Annotated in this window: 14 protein-coding genes; 2 read left to right on the top strand and 12 right to left on the bottom strand. The window is 49.4% G+C overall.

The features are described 5' to 3' along the window. Nucleotides 1-83 precede the first annotated feature (83 nt). On the bottom strand, nucleotides 84-1,427 hold the full coding sequence (locus ACYUJT_RS19120; protein ID WP_460325192.1) for an MATE family efflux transporter: 1,344 nt from the start codon (nucleotides 1,425-1,427) through the stop codon (nucleotides 84-86). A 166-nt stretch (nucleotides 1,428-1,593) separates the two neighbouring features. Here ACYUJT_RS19120 and ACYUJT_RS19115 point away from each other — a divergent pair, with 166 nt between their 5' ends. Beyond that, nucleotides 1,594-2,370: a DeoR/GlpR family DNA-binding transcription regulator gene (locus tag ACYUJT_RS19115; RefSeq protein WP_460325190.1), complete on the top strand. Its 777-nt coding sequence runs from the start codon at nucleotides 1,594-1,596 to the stop codon at nucleotides 2,368-2,370. 838 nt (nucleotides 2,371-3,208) lie between these two features. Here the strand turns inward: ACYUJT_RS19115 and ACYUJT_RS19110 are convergent. The 9 genes from ACYUJT_RS19110 to ACYUJT_RS19070 all read right to left on the bottom strand — a co-directional run bounded on the left by ACYUJT_RS19110 (nucleotide 3,209) and on the right by ACYUJT_RS19070 (nucleotide 13,815). Beyond that, entirely contained in the window at nucleotides 3,209-4,552 is a 1,344-nt protein-coding gene (locus ACYUJT_RS19110) for an ABC transporter substrate-binding protein (RefSeq protein WP_460325188.1), read from the bottom strand. A gap of 97 nt (nucleotides 4,553-4,649) precedes the next feature. Further along, entirely contained in the window at nucleotides 4,650-5,471 is an 822-nt protein-coding gene (locus ACYUJT_RS19105; protein ID WP_460325186.1) for a BtpA/SgcQ family protein, read from the bottom strand. Nucleotides 5,472-5,513: 42 nt separating this feature from the next. Beyond that, nucleotides 5,514-6,299 (bottom strand): amidohydrolase family protein, encoded by a 786-nt coding sequence (locus ACYUJT_RS19100; RefSeq protein ID WP_460325184.1) that lies wholly within the window; start codon nucleotides 6,297-6,299, stop codon nucleotides 5,514-5,516. Nucleotides 6,300-6,352: 53 nt separating this feature from the next. Next, the gene (locus tag ACYUJT_RS19095; protein WP_460325182.1) at nucleotides 6,353-7,291 is read right to left on the bottom strand and encodes a carbohydrate kinase family protein; all 939 of its coding nucleotides are present in this window, start codon (nucleotides 7,289-7,291) and stop codon (nucleotides 6,353-6,355) included. Next, the gene (locus ACYUJT_RS19090) at nucleotides 7,288-8,148 is read right to left on the bottom strand and encodes a carbohydrate ABC transporter permease (RefSeq protein ID WP_460325180.1); all 861 of its coding nucleotides are present in this window, start codon (nucleotides 8,146-8,148) and stop codon (nucleotides 7,288-7,290) included. Before ACYUJT_RS19090 ends, ACYUJT_RS19095 begins: the two co-directional genes overlap by 4 nt. A gap of 10 nt (nucleotides 8,149-8,158) precedes the next feature. Next, the gene (locus tag ACYUJT_RS19085; RefSeq protein WP_460325178.1) at nucleotides 8,159-9,052 is read right to left on the bottom strand and encodes a carbohydrate ABC transporter permease; all 894 of its coding nucleotides are present in this window, start codon (nucleotides 9,050-9,052) and stop codon (nucleotides 8,159-8,161) included. A gap of 452 nt (nucleotides 9,053-9,504) precedes the next feature. Beyond that, nucleotides 9,505-10,908, bottom strand: a complete 1,404-nt coding sequence (locus ACYUJT_RS19080; protein ID WP_460325175.1) for an MATE family efflux transporter — start codon at nucleotides 10,906-10,908, stop codon at nucleotides 9,505-9,507. Nucleotides 10,909-11,040: 132 nt separating this feature from the next. Then, nucleotides 11,041-12,996 (bottom strand): GTP-binding protein, encoded by a 1,956-nt coding sequence (locus ACYUJT_RS19075; RefSeq protein ID WP_460325173.1) that lies wholly within the window; start codon nucleotides 12,994-12,996, stop codon nucleotides 11,041-11,043. A 357-nt stretch (nucleotides 12,997-13,353) separates the two neighbouring features. Further along, nucleotides 13,354-13,815, bottom strand: coding sequence for a hypothetical protein (locus ACYUJT_RS19070; protein WP_460325171.1), 462 nt, complete (start codon nucleotides 13,813-13,815; stop codon nucleotides 13,354-13,356). Between the two features lie 198 nt (nucleotides 13,816-14,013). Between ACYUJT_RS19070 and ACYUJT_RS19065 the strand changes: the two genes are divergently transcribed. Continuing rightward, a complete protein-coding gene (locus ACYUJT_RS19065) occupies nucleotides 14,014-14,598 on the top strand; it encodes a GNAT family N-acetyltransferase (RefSeq protein WP_460325169.1) in 585 nt (194 codons plus the stop codon). 64 nt (nucleotides 14,599-14,662) lie between these two features. Here the strand turns inward: ACYUJT_RS19065 and ACYUJT_RS19060 are convergent, their stop codons facing one another. Both ACYUJT_RS19060 and ACYUJT_RS19055 read right to left on the bottom strand, forming a co-directional pair. After that, entirely contained in the window at nucleotides 14,663-15,889 is a 1,227-nt protein-coding gene (locus ACYUJT_RS19060) for an RtcB family protein (protein ID WP_460325167.1), read from the bottom strand. Nucleotides 15,890-15,965: 76 nt separating this feature from the next. After that, a complete protein-coding gene (locus ACYUJT_RS19055) occupies nucleotides 15,966-16,748 on the bottom strand; it encodes a nucleotidyltransferase domain-containing protein (protein WP_460325165.1) in 783 nt (260 codons plus the stop codon). Between the last annotated feature and the right edge of the window lie 67 nt (nucleotides 16,749-16,815).

Below are 16,815 nucleotides of genomic sequence, written 5' to 3'. Positions count from 1 at the left end.
ATTGGATAAATTTTAAAATATTATAGCATCGCAGTAGTTCGAAAAATATAGTTAATTGGCACTATATAGCAACCTTGTAAGCTTCAACTTTCTGCCCCTGCAAACAGATCCTTCTTCCGCCAGCGGCCAAAGCGGTAATATGCGTAGGAGAACGCGCTGCTAATGACGAAGCTTACGGCAATGCCCGTTGCTATCCCCTTCTCGCCGAGCAATCCTGCAAACCAGTAGGTCAACGGATACCGCAAAATCCAGAAGGAGATAATGTTCAGCACGAGCACCTGCATCATCGCTCCTGAAGCGCGAACCACACCGTTAAATATGAAGTTCAGGCCTAGAAACGGATAGAAAAAAGCAATCATCTGCACGTAGGAGGAACCAAACGCGACAGCCTCCCGCTCGGAAATAAACATCGCCACGCCCGGCTCAGCCAAAATATAAACGATCAGCGATATCAAAAGCATGATAGCTAAATTAAGCCAAGTGGCGTACCTTGTGATTTGGCGCACGCGCCGCCACTGCTTGGCCGCGATATTTTGCCCCGCCATACTCGTTACGGCTACGCCAAGCGCTTGAGCCGGAAGCATGATGAGGCTATCGAGCCGCTGGGCCGCGCCAAAACCAGCCACCGTATTGTTCCCGAACGAAGCGACGACGCTCATGATCGCCGCCGAGCCCGCAGAAATAACCATCATTTGCAGGCCTGAAGGGATCCCTTGTTTTAGTATCATTGCAACTTCTGCTTTCCTCGGCCATTTCGGCATAGAGAACGGGATGAATTTATGGCGAATGCTGAGGACAAGCCCGTAGAAGAAAGCCGTTCCCTGAGCAACGACCGTCGCATAGGCCGCCCCTTCGATCCCGCCGTGAAACACGGCGATAAACACCGGATCAAGCACCGCATTCAGAATGACCGTGATCCCAACGAACCGCAGCGGCGTCTTGCTATTGCCAAGTGCCCGATAGACGGTACTGATAAAGTTATAGCCAAATAAAAAAAGAATGCCCAGAAAATTAATTCGCAGATAACTTGCCGCTAGCGAAAGCATTTCGTCAGGCGTGCCCAGCAGAAGCAGAACTTCTTCGGCAAACACATAGCCGGCAATGCCAAGCGCAATCGCGATCAAACCTAAAATGACGGCAAAGGCATTCACATAGCTTTTTAATAGCTGCTCATCCTGCTTGCCCTTGATTTGCGACAAAATGGTGAGCGCCGCATTATTGACGCCTATAATGAAGGATAAGATCGTAAACAGCACCGTGCTGGAGATAGCCACCGCGCCAAGCGCATTCGTCCCCAGCAAATTTCCGACCCATAGACTATCGATGAATTGGTAAGACACCTGCAGCAAATTCGTGAGCAGCAGCGGTGCCGAAAAGGTAATGAGCTGCTTCCCGATATTGCCTTTCGTGAAATCATGCTGCTTCATTTCGGTAAACTCCCTCCCTCCACCCTATATCATAGCAGATCGCCAGGGAATTCATCTTGCGAGTCACTGTTTGTTTTTGTTTATTAATTATCTAATATGTGTTATATTTAGAATGTTTAGATACAAAATATCTCATTATATATAGAAGAAACGTGAGCGTGTTAATATGCTGAGAGAAGAACGATTAAGAGAAATAGAAGATATGCTGAAAAGCAACGGAATGGTGGAGGTAGCCAAGCTTTCCCGACTATTCAACGTCACCGAGATGACGATCCGCCGCGATCTGGATGACTTGGTGCAGCGGAAAATTGCCGTTCGTTCTCATGGCGGTGCCATGCTTCCTCCGGATAACGTATTGTCAGAGCGTTCCTACGAGATGCGGATCATGGTGAACCGGGAGGAGAAGGAAGCCATCGCCAGGGAGGCTCTGGCGCTCATCAACGAAGGAGATCGCGTCTTCTTTGATTCCAGCACCACAGCCTATTGTCTGGCTCAGCTGATCTCCAATACGCAAAATTTATTGGTCGTTACCGATACGCTCTCCACCGCCAACGAATTGATGTCCCGATCCCGGGTCAAGGTCATTTGCCTCGGCGGCGAGCTGCAGAAGGAGACCGGCTCATGCGCTGGACCGTTTGCAGAGCAGATGATCGAGTGCATGAACTTCAATACCGCTTTTATCGGGCTGCCGCGAATCTCCATGAACGGGGTTCTTTCCACATCCAGCATCAGCGGGCTTCGAATCAAGCAGGCAGCCATCCAGCGCTCCAAGAAGGTCGTCATCCTCATTGACAGCAGCAAGCTCGGCGATCCCGAGTTTTTGGAGGTCGGCCATTTGTCCGAGGTGGACACGGTAATTACCGATTCCAACATCGACCCGAGCTTCGTTACCTACTGCAAGAGCATCAACGTGAACGTAATCATTGCCAAGGTTAACAAGTAGAGGCCTGGAAATCATTCAGTAGTCAGAATCAGCGATTAAGATAAAGATTAGAAACTGGGGATTCGCATTTGGAAATGTTCTCTTCATTTCCTTTTCGACTCCTCTTTTTTTGTTCTTACTCACCGATTGCCCGCAGGCTTTAAATAAGTCTTCAGCTTTTTTTCGCAATATTAATGCATAAGCGGCTCGGCGGCCGCCAAATATGGAGTCTACCCGCAAAATCAGTTTTACGCCAACTTAAAAATTGGGTATGTCCCAACTCTCCACATATCACCGAATAAATCACTCACAAATTGAGGCTTTCTCCTTCCAGAAGCTCAAGTAATCATTCATTGGTGATTTAAAAACTAGATGTATTTTATACAGCTAGTTAAGCTTTTTTATTAAAAATACATGCGCTAAATGCAAAACATGCAGTTAGTTTGCCTCAATAGAGCTAATTCGTCGACATAGCTTAAAACTAAATGTAGGTTTTGCAGGTAGTTCCCTCTAACACGCCCAAAAACGGTAAACTAACTGCATGAAATGCATCTAGTTACCTAGTTACCTTATCCTGACCATCTAGTCATAAATCAATAGTCTAATTTATTGGAGGAAAAGACTCCAGTTCAATTAAGGGGCCGCGAGGTTATTGCAGCAATCTTAATCCCAACGTTCAGCAAAAAACAGCAGCCGGAGATATTAATCTCCGACTGCTGCCTCCAGATGCTGCCCTCTAGCTGTTGTCTTCAACTGTTGTCTTCAACTATTGTCTTTAGCTGTTGTCCCCAACTGTTGTCTTCAATTGTTTGTTTCCAGATGCTACTCTCAACCCTCGTCTCCTGCTGCTTCCGTTCCTTTAAAGCGATCTCCGAATTTGATCGGCAGCATCCTTCAAAGCATTTTCCACCGTATCCTGGCCGTAATAAGCCTTCTGTATCGCTTCGGCCCAAATATCAAGGAAGCGGGTAATTTCAGGATGCGCCGGCAGTCGCAGATCGGCAACCTTGGACATCTCCTGAACGACGGACAGGTATTGCCCTTCCTTCTCGCCCCAGCCCATCACCATCGCCGCAACTTCCGGATCCTCCCATGCCGAAGCGCGTACCGGATTCATGTTGCCCGCAAGATGAGTCTTAATCATAACTTCGCGGGAGGTCGTCCATTGCAGGAACTTCCAGGCGGCATCCTTATGCTTGGAAGCCGAGTTCATTCCCATCGACCATACCCACATCGAGGCGCTGCGCGAGCCGTTTGGACCTTCCGGGGTCAAGGCGTAGCCCACGTCGTCGGACACCTGCGACTGATCCTTGTTTTCATAGGTAGAAGCAAAGCCGTCCGCTTCATTCAGCGAGAACAAATACTGGCCGGAAGCGAAGCCCTGCAGCGCTTCATACCAGGTGAACAAGCCCGCGCCTTCCGGAGAGCCTTCTTTGATCATGTTAACGAACAGCTTTGTAGCTTCAATGCTCTCCGGAGAATCGATAGCCACTTGGCCATTGTCATCGATCAGATGCACGCCATAGGTTTGCAGCATCGTGCCGAGCGTCAGGTACGTCAGATCCCAATATTTATCGAAGCGGGTGACGATCGGATAAATTTTCTGGCCATTCTCATCCGTCATATTGACCTTAGACAGTTCCGTCACCATTTTGCCGAGATCCTCGTAAGTCTTCGGTACTTCCAGATTGTATTTCTTTAGGATGCTGGGACGGTAAGCGAGATTATAACTCTCATAGTTAATCGGCAGTGCGTACAGCTTGCCTTCTCCTACACCTTTGAGAGATTCTCCCGTCCAGCGGCCCGAATTAACGATCCCCGGCACGAAATCGTTGAAATCCCAGGAATCCGGCGTTTTGGACTTATCCGCGATATAATCGTCCAACGGCTCGACCCATCCGCCGGAAATATATTGCCAGTTGTTGATCGGCGAAGTCATAAAGACATCGTAGATTCCGGTATTGGAAGAGAGGTCTGCTAGCAATTTTTCAAAAGCCGGGCCTTCCGCCAGTACCTCATATTTCACCTTGATCCCCATTTCCTTCTCAAATTCAGGAATAAGCGGTGTAAGTGCATCTACAAAAGTATGGGAGACGAGAAGCAAGTTAATTTCTTCTCCCTTGGTTGTTCCTCCTCCGTTCCCCCCACTGGACGCCTGATTGCCCGGAGCTTTCTGTCCGCACCCTACAAGGGAAGATATCATTAGTATTGCAATAGCTAGAAGACTAATCTGCCTTTTCATTTTTGCTGCACCTCTTTCCACGATTGGTTCAACTTTAGATTAGCTCGATTCGCCTATCCTACAGCGTTTCGCGAAGCTCGCGGACGCGGCTCATAAATTCCTTCAGTTTAGCGACATTGGTCTTGCCGCTCATCAAATTCGGTTCCTTGACGGATACACCGAGAATGGCACCATCGGCTACCTTTAGCAGTTCCTGGCAGTTGCCCGCGTCGATTCCGCTGCCCACCAGCACCGGCAAATCCGAGCCCTTTTTCACAGCAAACACTTCTTCAACCTTCGTCGGGTCGCCGGTACGGAAGCCGGTAGCGATCAGCGAGGAAGCTCCGAAGAACGCCGCGTCGCGGGCTAGCTCTTCGATCGGCCGATCCGCCACGATGGCATGGCTGCCATGCTTGACGTGAACATCCGCAAACACATGAATATCCTCGCCCTCCAGCATCGATCTATAGCGCAGCGCTACCCCGGAGGCACCTTCCACGAATCCTTCGTTTGCGATATAAGCGTTGGCCCATTGATTGACCCGCACGAACTGTCCGCCGAAAGCCTTCGTAGCCGCAATAGATTGAATCGCTGCATTTGCCACGATATTCACACCCATTGGCAAATTGGTTTCCCTGCGGATTCGCTCGCCAATAATGGCGATACAGGCCGCTGTCTCCGGCCCCATATATTCCGATTTGACGAAAGGAATATCGCCGGCGTTTTCGATCATTAGTCCATCGACACCCCCTTCGATAAGACGCATCGCTTCCTCTACGCAATAGTCGTAAATATCCGGCAAATTGTATTTCTTGAAATCCGGGGAGCCTGGAAGCGGAAGTGAGTGCACCATGCCGATAATCGGTTTTTTTACGGGAAAAAGTTCTTGAAGTATGTTCATTGTCAGTTCTCCATTCTGCCTATCTCGGCGTGTGATTGTGTGTTATTCCTTGATTCCCCAGATGCGCATGGCATTCGTACGGAATACCTGCTCCAGTTGCAGCTCCGTGAGGCCAATTTCCCTCAACTTGAGCTGTTCTACGGCGGCGGACTGGTAAGGGGCATCCGAGCCGTACATTAATTTTTCGCTGGACACTTGCTCGATGAAGATTTTGATATCAAATGGAAATGCCTGCGACATGTCCACATAGATATTCGCGTAATCCTGGGCCGCGATGATCGCCTCCCATAAATACAGATGCATCCCAGCGTGGGCAAGCACGACGTTGACCTTCGGATAATTTTTGGCGGCGATGGCTTGCAGCGAAGGCAAATCCCGCGGCGCATCACCGGAGTGGAACAGCACCGTCAATCCGTACTCCTCCGCCTTTTCCATCAAAGGCCCCATCACCTTCATATCGTTAGGACGATAGAAATCGTATCCGGCAACGAGCTTAAGCCCTTTGCAGTTCCATTCCTTCACATACTTGTCGATGAGTGCGCAGGTATGCTCCTTGCCGAACGTCGGGTTAATACGGGCTACGCCAACCAGCCGGTCCGGGTATTGCTTGACGGCCTCCCCGACCTGCATATTGGCTTTGTCATAGTCCACGTCCCAGGGCGGGGACATAATCCGATCGTGTGGAAAAAGAACGCCATGCGAAGCGTTTTGCTCATCCAAATAACGAATGACCGTATCCGGCTGCCCCGTAATCATGTACGGCGTACATACTGAGCTCGCCACTTTCGCATCGGTACCATAGTGCATGTGAGCGTCAATTACTTTCATCTAGCATCCTCCTCTATGTGGTTGATCTAGCGGAATGAACCGAGCGGCCAGCGCTATAATTCATCCCCGAAATATTCGCGGTAACGCACTCTCATTCTGCCCCAGTCGGGTACATTGCTCTGGCAGCCCCAAGCCTCGATGATGAAGCTCGACACTGTGGCTCCGACCTGGGCAGCAATCCGGGGTTCACAGCCTTTGATCAGCGCCGCTATCGCACCACCGGCAAAAGAATCGCCAGCTCCCGTCGTGTCCACAACATGTTCTCTTCTGACAATCGGCACGATTTCCGTGGTGCCTGCCCTCATGACCTTACAGCCGCGCATCCCCATCGTCATAAAGATCAGCTCCAGACCGTATTTTTCAAAAAGACAGGCTTCGTTCCCGCCGACTTTGGCGATCAGCCTGCCATATTCGCTTTCGTTAATGAACATGACATCGGTCAAGGAGAGGAAGTTGTCCAACAAATTCTCGGCTGTCTCTACCATGCCGTTGATATAGGTGCGGGCACCCGCCGCCCGTGCAGCACGCAGCGCCTCCAGCGTATAAGAAGAGAACTTCTCACTGACCACAACATGGTCCGCCCCCTCAGCCAATCCGTCCGGAATCCGTTCCTCCTCCTGGTGCTCGGCGGCACCCAGGTAAGAGAAGCAGAAGCCTTTGCCCTGATCGTCAAAGTACAAGTAGTTGTGTCCGCTGGGCAAATCCGGCTTGACCGTAAGTCCGCTCAGATCGACGCCACCCTGCTCAAGATGAGCCCGATAGCCGTAAGCAGCGAAATCATGCCCTACAATCGTGGCCAGGGAAGTCGATGTCCCCAATGCCGCAGCCACATACGCAAGGTTAATGCTGCAATCGCCGAAGTACACCTGGTTCACCCCGCCGCCGCTAGTCTCGATCGTGATCGTCTCCCCTTCCTGAGGATAATGGCTCATCTTGAATAGATGATCAAAGGGGGCCCAACTGCCGACCGACAATAATTGAAACTTCTTCATTTCACCGCCCCCATCGTCAGCCCTTTAACTAGGAATCGTTGGGCAAATACCGCGATAATGATGCCCGGGATGGAAGAGATTACCGCCGAGGCCGCCATTTCTCCCCATTTAATCTGGTCAAAGGTCATCGCCTGCAAAATCCCCATCGTGACCGGCATCGTAGACCCTCCAGACATGACCAGGCCGAATAGCAGGTTGTTCCAGCTGAAGACGAAGGAGATGATCATAGCGCTTCCAATTCCGGATTTCACAATCGGCAGCATGACGCGGAAGAAGATGATCCAATGATTGGCGCCGTCGATGCTAGCCGCTTCCTCCATTTCCTTCGGAACTTCCCGGAAAAATCCCCGCATAATCCAGATGATTAACGGCAGCGTAATGAGCTGATGCACGAGAATCATACCGGGAAACGTATCATAGAAGCCGATCTTCTTGTAAATCGAATAGAGGGGCAAAATGACGACAAGCTCCGGCGCAAAGCGATAACTCATAAAGTTTCCGGCGATCCGGTCATTGGCCTTCGACTTCTCGCGGCCCAGCACATACGCCGCCGGCAGGCCGAGTACCAGCCCCAAGGCAACCGCGCTGAACGTCGTAATGCTAGAGTTAATTACATAGCGCAAAAACTCGGGAATACCCTGCAGATCGCTAAAGCTGCCGCCGTTAAATAGGATCTGCCTATAATTGTCAAAGGTTGGAGTAAATAAAAATCTCGGCGGATAAGCTATAATGTCCTTAAAGTTTTTGAGAGACATCGTAAAAATCCAATAGAGCGGAAACATGATGACGAATAGTAATGCTAAGTACGCAGCATAACGTAAAGCCGTCTTGAGTAATTTGTTGGGAGAATTGTTCACGGCGCACCTCCTACTCGATTCCGCTCTCATTCCATTTACGCATCAAGAACGTACTGGCGAAGTAAGCGAGAATCCAAAGTGTAAATAATATGCTCATGGCCTTGCCTATGCTGGACCAGCGGAATGCCTCTTCATAGGCCATGATGTTCAGCGTCCGGCTGGCATTTAGCGGACCGCCGCGAGTCGTGGAATATATCAATTCAAAGGCTTTTAAGGAATCGCAAACACGGAAGAGCAAAACGAGAAGAATGCTGGACTTCAGCCACCGCAGCTTGATGGCGAAGAAGGTGCGGATCGGGCTTGCCCCGTCGACTTGGGCCGCTTCCAGAATGTCCTGCGGAAGGGATTGCAGGCCGGACAACAGAATGATCGTAATAAACGGCAAGTATACCCAGGTGTCAATCACAACGAGCGAGAACAATGCAGTGTCCACGCTGGTCAGCCATGGAAATGGCCCTATGCCAAGCTTCGACAGCAGATAATTCAGAACCCCGGAGTTGGGCTGCATCATCGTCTTCCACATCAAGCTTGATACGATCGGCGGTATCAATAGAGGAAATACCAGCACCGAGCGCATGAAGCCTCTGATTCTGGAAGGGATATCGAGCAGCAGGGCAGCCAATATAGCCAAAGGCAGCTGCATGAGGATCGCCATAATTACGTAGGCCAAAGTGTTCCCAAGACTCGTCAGGAAAACAGGATCTTTAAAATTGTTGATATAGTTGCTCAGGAAAATAAAATTGATGTTTCCCGCATAAAGCTTCTTGTCCGTAAGCGAGGTCGCCACGCCGATCAGGAACGGGATCATTATCCCGATAAGTACGAGCACTGCCGGCATCAACATTAATCTCTTGATGAACTTCTCATTATCAACAAAGTGATGCAACGGATTCGGGGTTTTCACGAGCTGTCATATCCTCCTTTTAGTTGTTTAAAGTTCACTTTTGTTCTATATGTTAACTTTTAGATTAACACCGCGCCTTAACAACTACCCGAAAACAGCTATTTCTCAGCATGAAGTTCACATTTTGTTCAAACACCTTTAGATTACTTGTTAAAATTTTCATATCAACTTTAGAAAGCGTATTCATTTGTATGTTTTGATTATACTTTTATTTCGAATGATGTCAATATACTTTTTATTATTAGAACATAAAAATAAATAATCGAACATTTTTTAGTTATAACAATACAGTAAGCACTTAGAATTCATTACACACTCCTTGCTCTCTCCTCATTTTAAATACAAAAAAAGAGCATCAGGAATTTTCCTGACACTCTTTTCACTCCAAACACTACCAATAAAATTGGTACATTTCCTATCATTATCTTACATTACAGCATTTTTTTGCTTCATCATATCAATTTATGCGCGTACCATTTCTCTCCCCTGAACCTCCAAGCAAAGACAAATCCGCGAATTCCCCATTCAGCTACCATTGCCACCCATACACCCATAATACCGAGGCCTAACGTGATGCCCAGAATGTAACCCAAGATAACCCGGAACAGCCACATCGACAACAGGGACGAGACTGAGGTGAAATTGGAGTCTCCTGCGGCACGCAAAGCTGCCGGCAAAACGAAGCTAAATGACCACAGGAACGGCTGTGCGATAGCGATCAGCAGTATCAGCCCGAAGATGGTCGGAATGATTTCCGCCGGGGGCGAGAACATCCTCACCATCCATGGGAACAACGGCAGTAGTACGAGCGAAGCTAACACGAACAGCACCGTGGATAATCCCAGGAACGATTTGATGAACTTCCGTGCATCCTGGATATTCCGCTGGCCGATACACTGGCCGACCACAGTAACGATCGCGATGCTTAGCGCGCTTCCACCGATTTGAAAGACGAGCGACATGGACCCGCTAATGGCATTCGCCGTCATCGCCAGCGTCCCCAGTTTCACGATAAAAGTCTGCGTTAGAAGCTTTCCACCGTTGAAGAACATCTGCTCTGCGGCAAATGGAAGGCCGATGAACATAATTTTCTTCTGTATCGGGAAGTCCAGCTTCAGCGTATTTTTCAACTGCACGCGCAGGGTCTGATTATATTTTAACAAGTAAACCAACGAACTGATCATGCCCAGAATCCGGGCGAGAAGCAAAGAAATAATGAGGCCGATCACGCCTAAATCCAGAACCGTAATCAATAACACGTTTAAGCATAGAAAAGTGATATTCATAATCAAAGACAGGCTCAGGCTAGCTTTCGTCTCCGCCACGCCTCTAAGCACGCCGTTGACCGCCTGGAATATCGCAATGAACGGATAGGATATACAGCTGCCGATGAGATACAATCTGGCATTCTGGAAGACATCGGCATCCGCATTGCCAAACAGCAAATTCAGCGTTGGCGTATGAAAGGCGATAATCAGGATGCTGAGCAGCACGGAGATGACCGTCACAGCGGACAGCGCCTGCGTAGCCGCTTTGGACACCATTTGCTGGTTCCCGCTGCCTTTATACTGCGCGACGATGACCGTACCGCCGGTAGCTACAGCCACGAATACATTGATCAAGAAAATGTTGAGCGAATCCACCATACTCACCGCACTGACGGCGGCTACTCCGGACGAGCTAATCATAGCTGTGTTCAACAGGCTCATCAAAACTATAAAGCCCTGATCCACAAAAATAGGAATAATAATCGCAATGATTTGCTTATAATCCATCGATGTTCCGGTAAAAAATCGATTCAACACGGAAACAGCGCCATGTTGTATTCTTGGCCTTATACTATTCACCTGTGTCATCACTTCTTTGGCTGGATTGTGCAGCTATCAAAAATTGGCGCTGCTTCATACTATTATAGCACTCTTCCACGAGAAGAGATTGAAAGATCATCAACAAAATAGGTATATCCCAACCGCTTGCGTATACGCGTACTACAAACAGTGCATTTTACTCTCCGCCTCATCCCACGGCACGGTATAGCCCTGACCTTTGGCGCAAAATATTGAGGATGAAGAATATTCCGGGTCTGCGTCCTTATTGTAGCCGATTCGTTCAATAACCTCTTGTTCATTATGGCAGCGGTCATAACCCGCAAACGCGAGGCTCAGTGTCCCCCTTCCTTGCGTAAAGGAAGCCAGCTCGCTGCCGTAATCCATGAAGGTGGCAACTGGCACAGTTCCCGTTAAAATCGCCTTATCCCCTTCCGTACGGGGCGCATCATAGCTGCCGTGAGCCTGCTGGATATCCGAGATGACGCGGCCGAGTTGATCCAGCTCCACTTTAATTTTAAATTGATAGCAAGGCTCCAGCAGCACGTTTTTGGCCTTCTCCAGCCCTTGCCTTAAGGCGCGGCATGTCGCTTCCCTGAAATCACCGCCGGATGTGTGCTTATTATGAGCCCTCCCGGTAAGCAATGTTACAGTCACATCCGTCACCGGTGAGCCCGTTAACAGGCCATGATGATCCCGTTCAAAAAGATGATGGCGAACAAGGTTCTGGTTCCCGGCCGATAAATCATCAGCATGGCAGGCATTCTCAAAGCGGATTCCGCTATTTCGTTCACCCGGCTGTATGCGAAGATGCACCTCGGCATAATGCTTTAACGGTTCAAAATGGCCGTAGCCGACCGTCTCGCTCTCGATGGTCTCCTTGTACAATATTTCCGGCTTATCGAAGGATACGTTTAAGTTAAACCGCTCTTTGACAAGCAGCTCAAGCACCTCAAGCTGAATTCTACCCATGACGTGAATATGAATTTCCTGCAGGCTCTCCTCCCAAAGGACATTCAAGGAAGGATCCTCGGCATTCAATATTTTGAAATATTGCAAAGCCTCCTTCTTATTCACGGCCGGCTCGAGAATCACCTTCGACTTCAAGGTCGGCACCATCTCGTAAACGGCCTTTTCCCGCAATTCTCCTAATCCATCTCCCACCGCAGCCCTGGACAAACCGGTAACGGCAAACAGTTCACCGGCCTCTGCCCTTTCTACCGATTTAAACTCGCGGCCGTTATACACGCGGATCTGGGTGATTTTCTCACTCACCGGGTTCTCTGCATCGCCATAATGGAGAATATCCCGAACACGCAACGTCCCGCTGAGCGCTTTAATAAACGTAATTCTCGTCCCCTGCTCGTCATGGCGAATCCGGTAGACACGGCCTGCAAATGGCTCCTCGCTAGAATAATCGGTTACCGTCAGCAGATTCAGCTTCTGCAGGAAGCCCTCGATCCCGGTTCCTTGCAGTGCCGATCCGCAGGCATAAGGATAGACCGCATTGTCCCGAATCAGGCGCCGCATCACGGCAAGCCAGGATTCTCGGTCATAGCCTGTTCCCATATATCGTTCTAGGAGATCTTCGTCCTGCTCAGCCAAGAATTCCGCTAGCTCCTCGCTCATTTCGCCGTCCCCCGCCATGGCCTCCGTAATGTCGCATATATCCACAGCGAAATTGCTTTGGATATCGCGTACTACCCTTTGGACATCAGCTCCTACCCGGTCTATTTTATTAATAAAGAAGAAACAAGGGACGCGGTGCTTGCGCAGAAGCTCCCAAACAATCTCCGTCTGCCCTTCGATCCCCTCGACGGCGCTGATGATAATCACCGCATAATCCATCGCTTGAATCCCCCGCTCCATCTCAGGAGAGAAGTCGGCATGGCCCGGCGTGTCGATGAGATAATAATAGGAACCCTGGTAACTGAAAATCCCTTGGTCCGAAAACACCGTAATCCCCCGCTGCCGCTCGATCTGATGGCTGTCCAGAAAGGCGTCCTTATGATCAACACGGCCCCGCTGCTTAATACTCTTTGTATAATAAAGCAGTTGCTCCGAGAAAGTCGTTTTCCCGGCGTCGACATGCGCTAGTATTCCAATCGTCTTGTTCATCGTTAATCCTCTCTACAAGAAGTTCAGTACACTCTAGTTATCTATGAGTATGATTATAGCAAACCCAACAAGTATGCTGATTCAATACCGCATATTCTATATAAGATGAACTATTGAAATGACTGTTGTTGTTTACGCGCTAAGCTGTTTCGTACCCTAAATGGAATTCACGCATCTAATTATCCCTTAAACGATGTTTTCAGAGGAATACATGGATTTAATACACCTAAAATCACGGATCCAGCCCATCGTTCGCAATTTCCCTTCTCCTAACGACATGAAATCCATGTAAATCTATGTTTTCTTCCTTGCCGCAGAAACTAACTACTATAAATCCATTTATTTTAAGTTGAACGATTAAAATGAAGGGGGGGACAAACACTTGCCATAAATCTTCTTAATGCTGGCCTTTTCCTCTGTGGCACAAATAGCGGCAAGCTTATCCCGAAAGTTATCGTTCGAATACCCAGGCAGGCTATAGATTTCAGTCAGTGCATAGGCAGCACTCCAGCGAACGACGGTGCCTTCATCTTTAGCATTTTCGAGCAGACGAGCGACTGCAGGTTCAAGATCTTCACGATAGAGTGAAGCTATATTGCCGATCACCTTTGCTGACTCCCATTTTAGCCGCGGAGCCTTGGCATCCAGGTTATCCCGTGCAAATTCAAACAGCGCCCGATCTGCGGCTTGCGGATCCTGTTTCGTGGCATATTCGAGCGCCTCCATACAAGCAGCCTTAATTGAATCTTTAGCTGTCTGGGCGAATAGAATGAGTCCAACCGAGCTTAACTCGCCGCCAAGCATAGCTTTTGCGAGCATTTCGGTTTTCTCCTTAGACTTGATATCCTTTCTCTGAAACAACTCCTCTAAATTCATGACAGCCGACCTAGCCCCTTTTCAACCGTATATAGAAACTCTAATTCCGATCTTATTCATAAAAGTAGAATATCACATCTTGCCCCAAGGGCGCGGCCTATGCTATGTTTATTGGAAAAATATTTTCGGGGAGGCAGGCATATGAGCATGAGCAAAACGAAACCTATTTTATTAGATATACCTGATTGTTTCGAAAGTAAGCGGTTGTTGATCCGAGCTCCCAAGCCGGGAGATGGAGCGGCGTTAAACGAAGCCACTGTGGAGAGCATCGAACAGTTGCGTCCATGGATGCCTTGGGCACAAGAGATGCCCAGCCCCGAAGATTCGGAGACGGTCATCCGTCGTGCCCACCTGAACTTTATGGAACGGTCAGACCTGATGCTGCTTCTAGTTCTCAAAGAAACAGGCCAACTCGTCGGCAACAGCGGCCTCCACCGGATCGACTGGGAAGCCCGTAAATTTGAAATCGGTTATTGGGTGCGCACTTCCTTCAGCAAGCAAGGCTTCATTACAGAAGCTGCAGAGGCCATTACGAATTACGCCATTCAAGAACTGCAGGCCAACCGCGTTGAGATTCGGTGCGATGCACGCAATACACAAAGCGCGAATGTGGCGAAGCGCCTGGGCTATACCCTGGAAGGGGTGCTGCGGAACGAGTCTACTGGTACGGATGGCACCTTAACAAGCACGATGATCTTCTCTAAAATTCGCGGGATTGAGTTTTAATTACACGCAAAAGGAGGGGCAAAGCCCCTCCTTTTTTTACTGTATCGATCTATTTCCCTTTGGCCTAATCTTTGTACGGGTCGAATTCATCGGCTCCCGCCATACAGACGCCAATTGGCTTAAGCATGTGCAGCACCTCAAGCGTTTCGCTGTGCGCGTCCAGAACATCCTGCAGTTTGCGGTAAACGAACGGACTCTCGTCCGTACCCGCGCCGCGGAGCTCAACCCCGTAATCCCGGATAGCATCCCGCATTTGCTTTGTGGTAATCTGTCCGCCGCTGCGAGTACGGGTCTTCCAGTTCATTTTGCCTGCCGCCTGAGTCCGGCTCATGATGCGTCCCGCACCATGCACCGTGCTGTAATAAGCATCCTTGTTCTCTTCCGAGTCTTTTCCCCGGACGATGACAGAGATATCGCCCATACTCCCGCCAATAAATCCAAGCTGTTCCGGTGCGGACGGCGTTGCCCCTTTGCGTACGACAACGACTTCCTTCCCGTTATGTGTTTCTTTCCAAGCGTAGTTATGATGGTTATGCACCTCAAAATCCGCTTCCGCTCCAAGAATGGACAATACCTCTCGTATTACGTAATCCCGCCCTGCGTAGGCATATCGGCCGGCTAGTCTCATCGCCCGGTAATACATATCGCCGACCTCGCTGTTTAAGTCCAGCAACAGCGGCGGCTGATCCATCGATTCACCCGGCGCCTTGTCCGTGAATCGCCGGCCTGCCGCAAGATTCATGAATCCGCTGGCCGTTTTGTGCCCAAAGCCGCGGCTTCCGAAGTGATTACCGATCCATAGCCGGCCTGTTTCCGGTTCTTCGAACAGATCCACATAATGATTGCCGCTGCCTACTGTGCCGAGCTGGTTGCGGGCCAACGTTTTTAGCTTGTCATGCTCCTGCTGGCCGAAAGCCCGGTAAACATCCCAATCCGGATCGTCGAACAATTCGTGATCCACCCTGTCATTGTTGATCCGGCCGACCCCGAACGATATTTTTCTCGCAATTTCATCCATGATCTTTCCAAGTCCCTGCCGGATGTCTCTCGCGTATAGATTCGTGCGCACCGCCTTATTTCCGCAGGCGATATCATACCCAACCCCTGACGGCGATATTTGACCGTCATATACGACGACGCCGCCAATCGGTTGGCTGTAGCCTTTATGATGATCCGCCATCAGCAGAGACTGCACGACATTCCCCGTCTTCGCACACATTTTGGCTTGAGTTACCGCCCCTTCCTCCGGTTTGCCCCAGACGCGTACACCATCGATATTCTGATATGCCATAATGCTCTCTCTCCTCTATTTCTATGCATCTATTGTCTATAGCTTTGCTTGTTTGCTTGTTTGCTTATTCCCGCCCTTATCCCCAAGCTTCCATTAACAACGACCGGAACAGCTCGTCGAGCTGGTTGTCCTGTCCATCTGAAGAGGATGGCATCCCCTTTACGGCTTGCTTATAATACTGAATCTTCTCATCCAAAAACGCATTGATCGGACCGATTTTCGGCTCAAAATCCATTTCATCGCCGGCTTTTTTTCGTACTAACAGACTGTCGACGGCTGCCTTCAGCTCGCTTCCCGCCGGCAATAGTTCATCCGTAAGCGCCGTGAATTCGATCGGCGGCATCGTGCCGTACTTCTCGATCCACTCGCAGGCCAGCACTGGCCGAAGCACATAGAAATACTTCTTGATCTTCACCTGTTCCCCCTGCAAATACTCACGATAGTTGCCCTCAGCCATGTGCAAATAATGATACATGCAAGCCTTGGGTGAGAAAGTTAGCGAAGAGTACTCGCGGATTTGCTCTGCCGCCGAATAATCCTCCATATAAACGATGGGCGATTGCAGCCACTCCAGCAAAGGCGGATTGGATTTGCGGAACAGGTTCAACGCCTTCTTCAGATCCCAGCCGTTAATGTCGAGCAGTTCGCTGATCGGGCGCTCGATGACATCTCTTTTTTCAAAAATCGATAAATACCATTCCACTGGCCTGACATATATGAATCTTACATCATAATCGCTATCCTTTGAAGGAAAGCCCCACGCCCGGCTCCCCGATTCGCAGGCATATAAAATCCGTACCTGCTCCTCCCGCTCGATTTGCCGTAATTGCGCTAATATTTGCTGCCGCTGCTCAGACATATGTTTCTCTCCTTCCAAACCTATCTTGTATTCTGCGCACTCCATGCTTCTAGAATGCCTGAATTCA

The organism is Paenibacillus sp. YSY-4.3, from assembly GCF_054767475.1.
The sequence above is the reverse complement of the archived record's forward strand: the minus strand, read 5'-3'. Positions and strand labels throughout refer to the sequence as shown.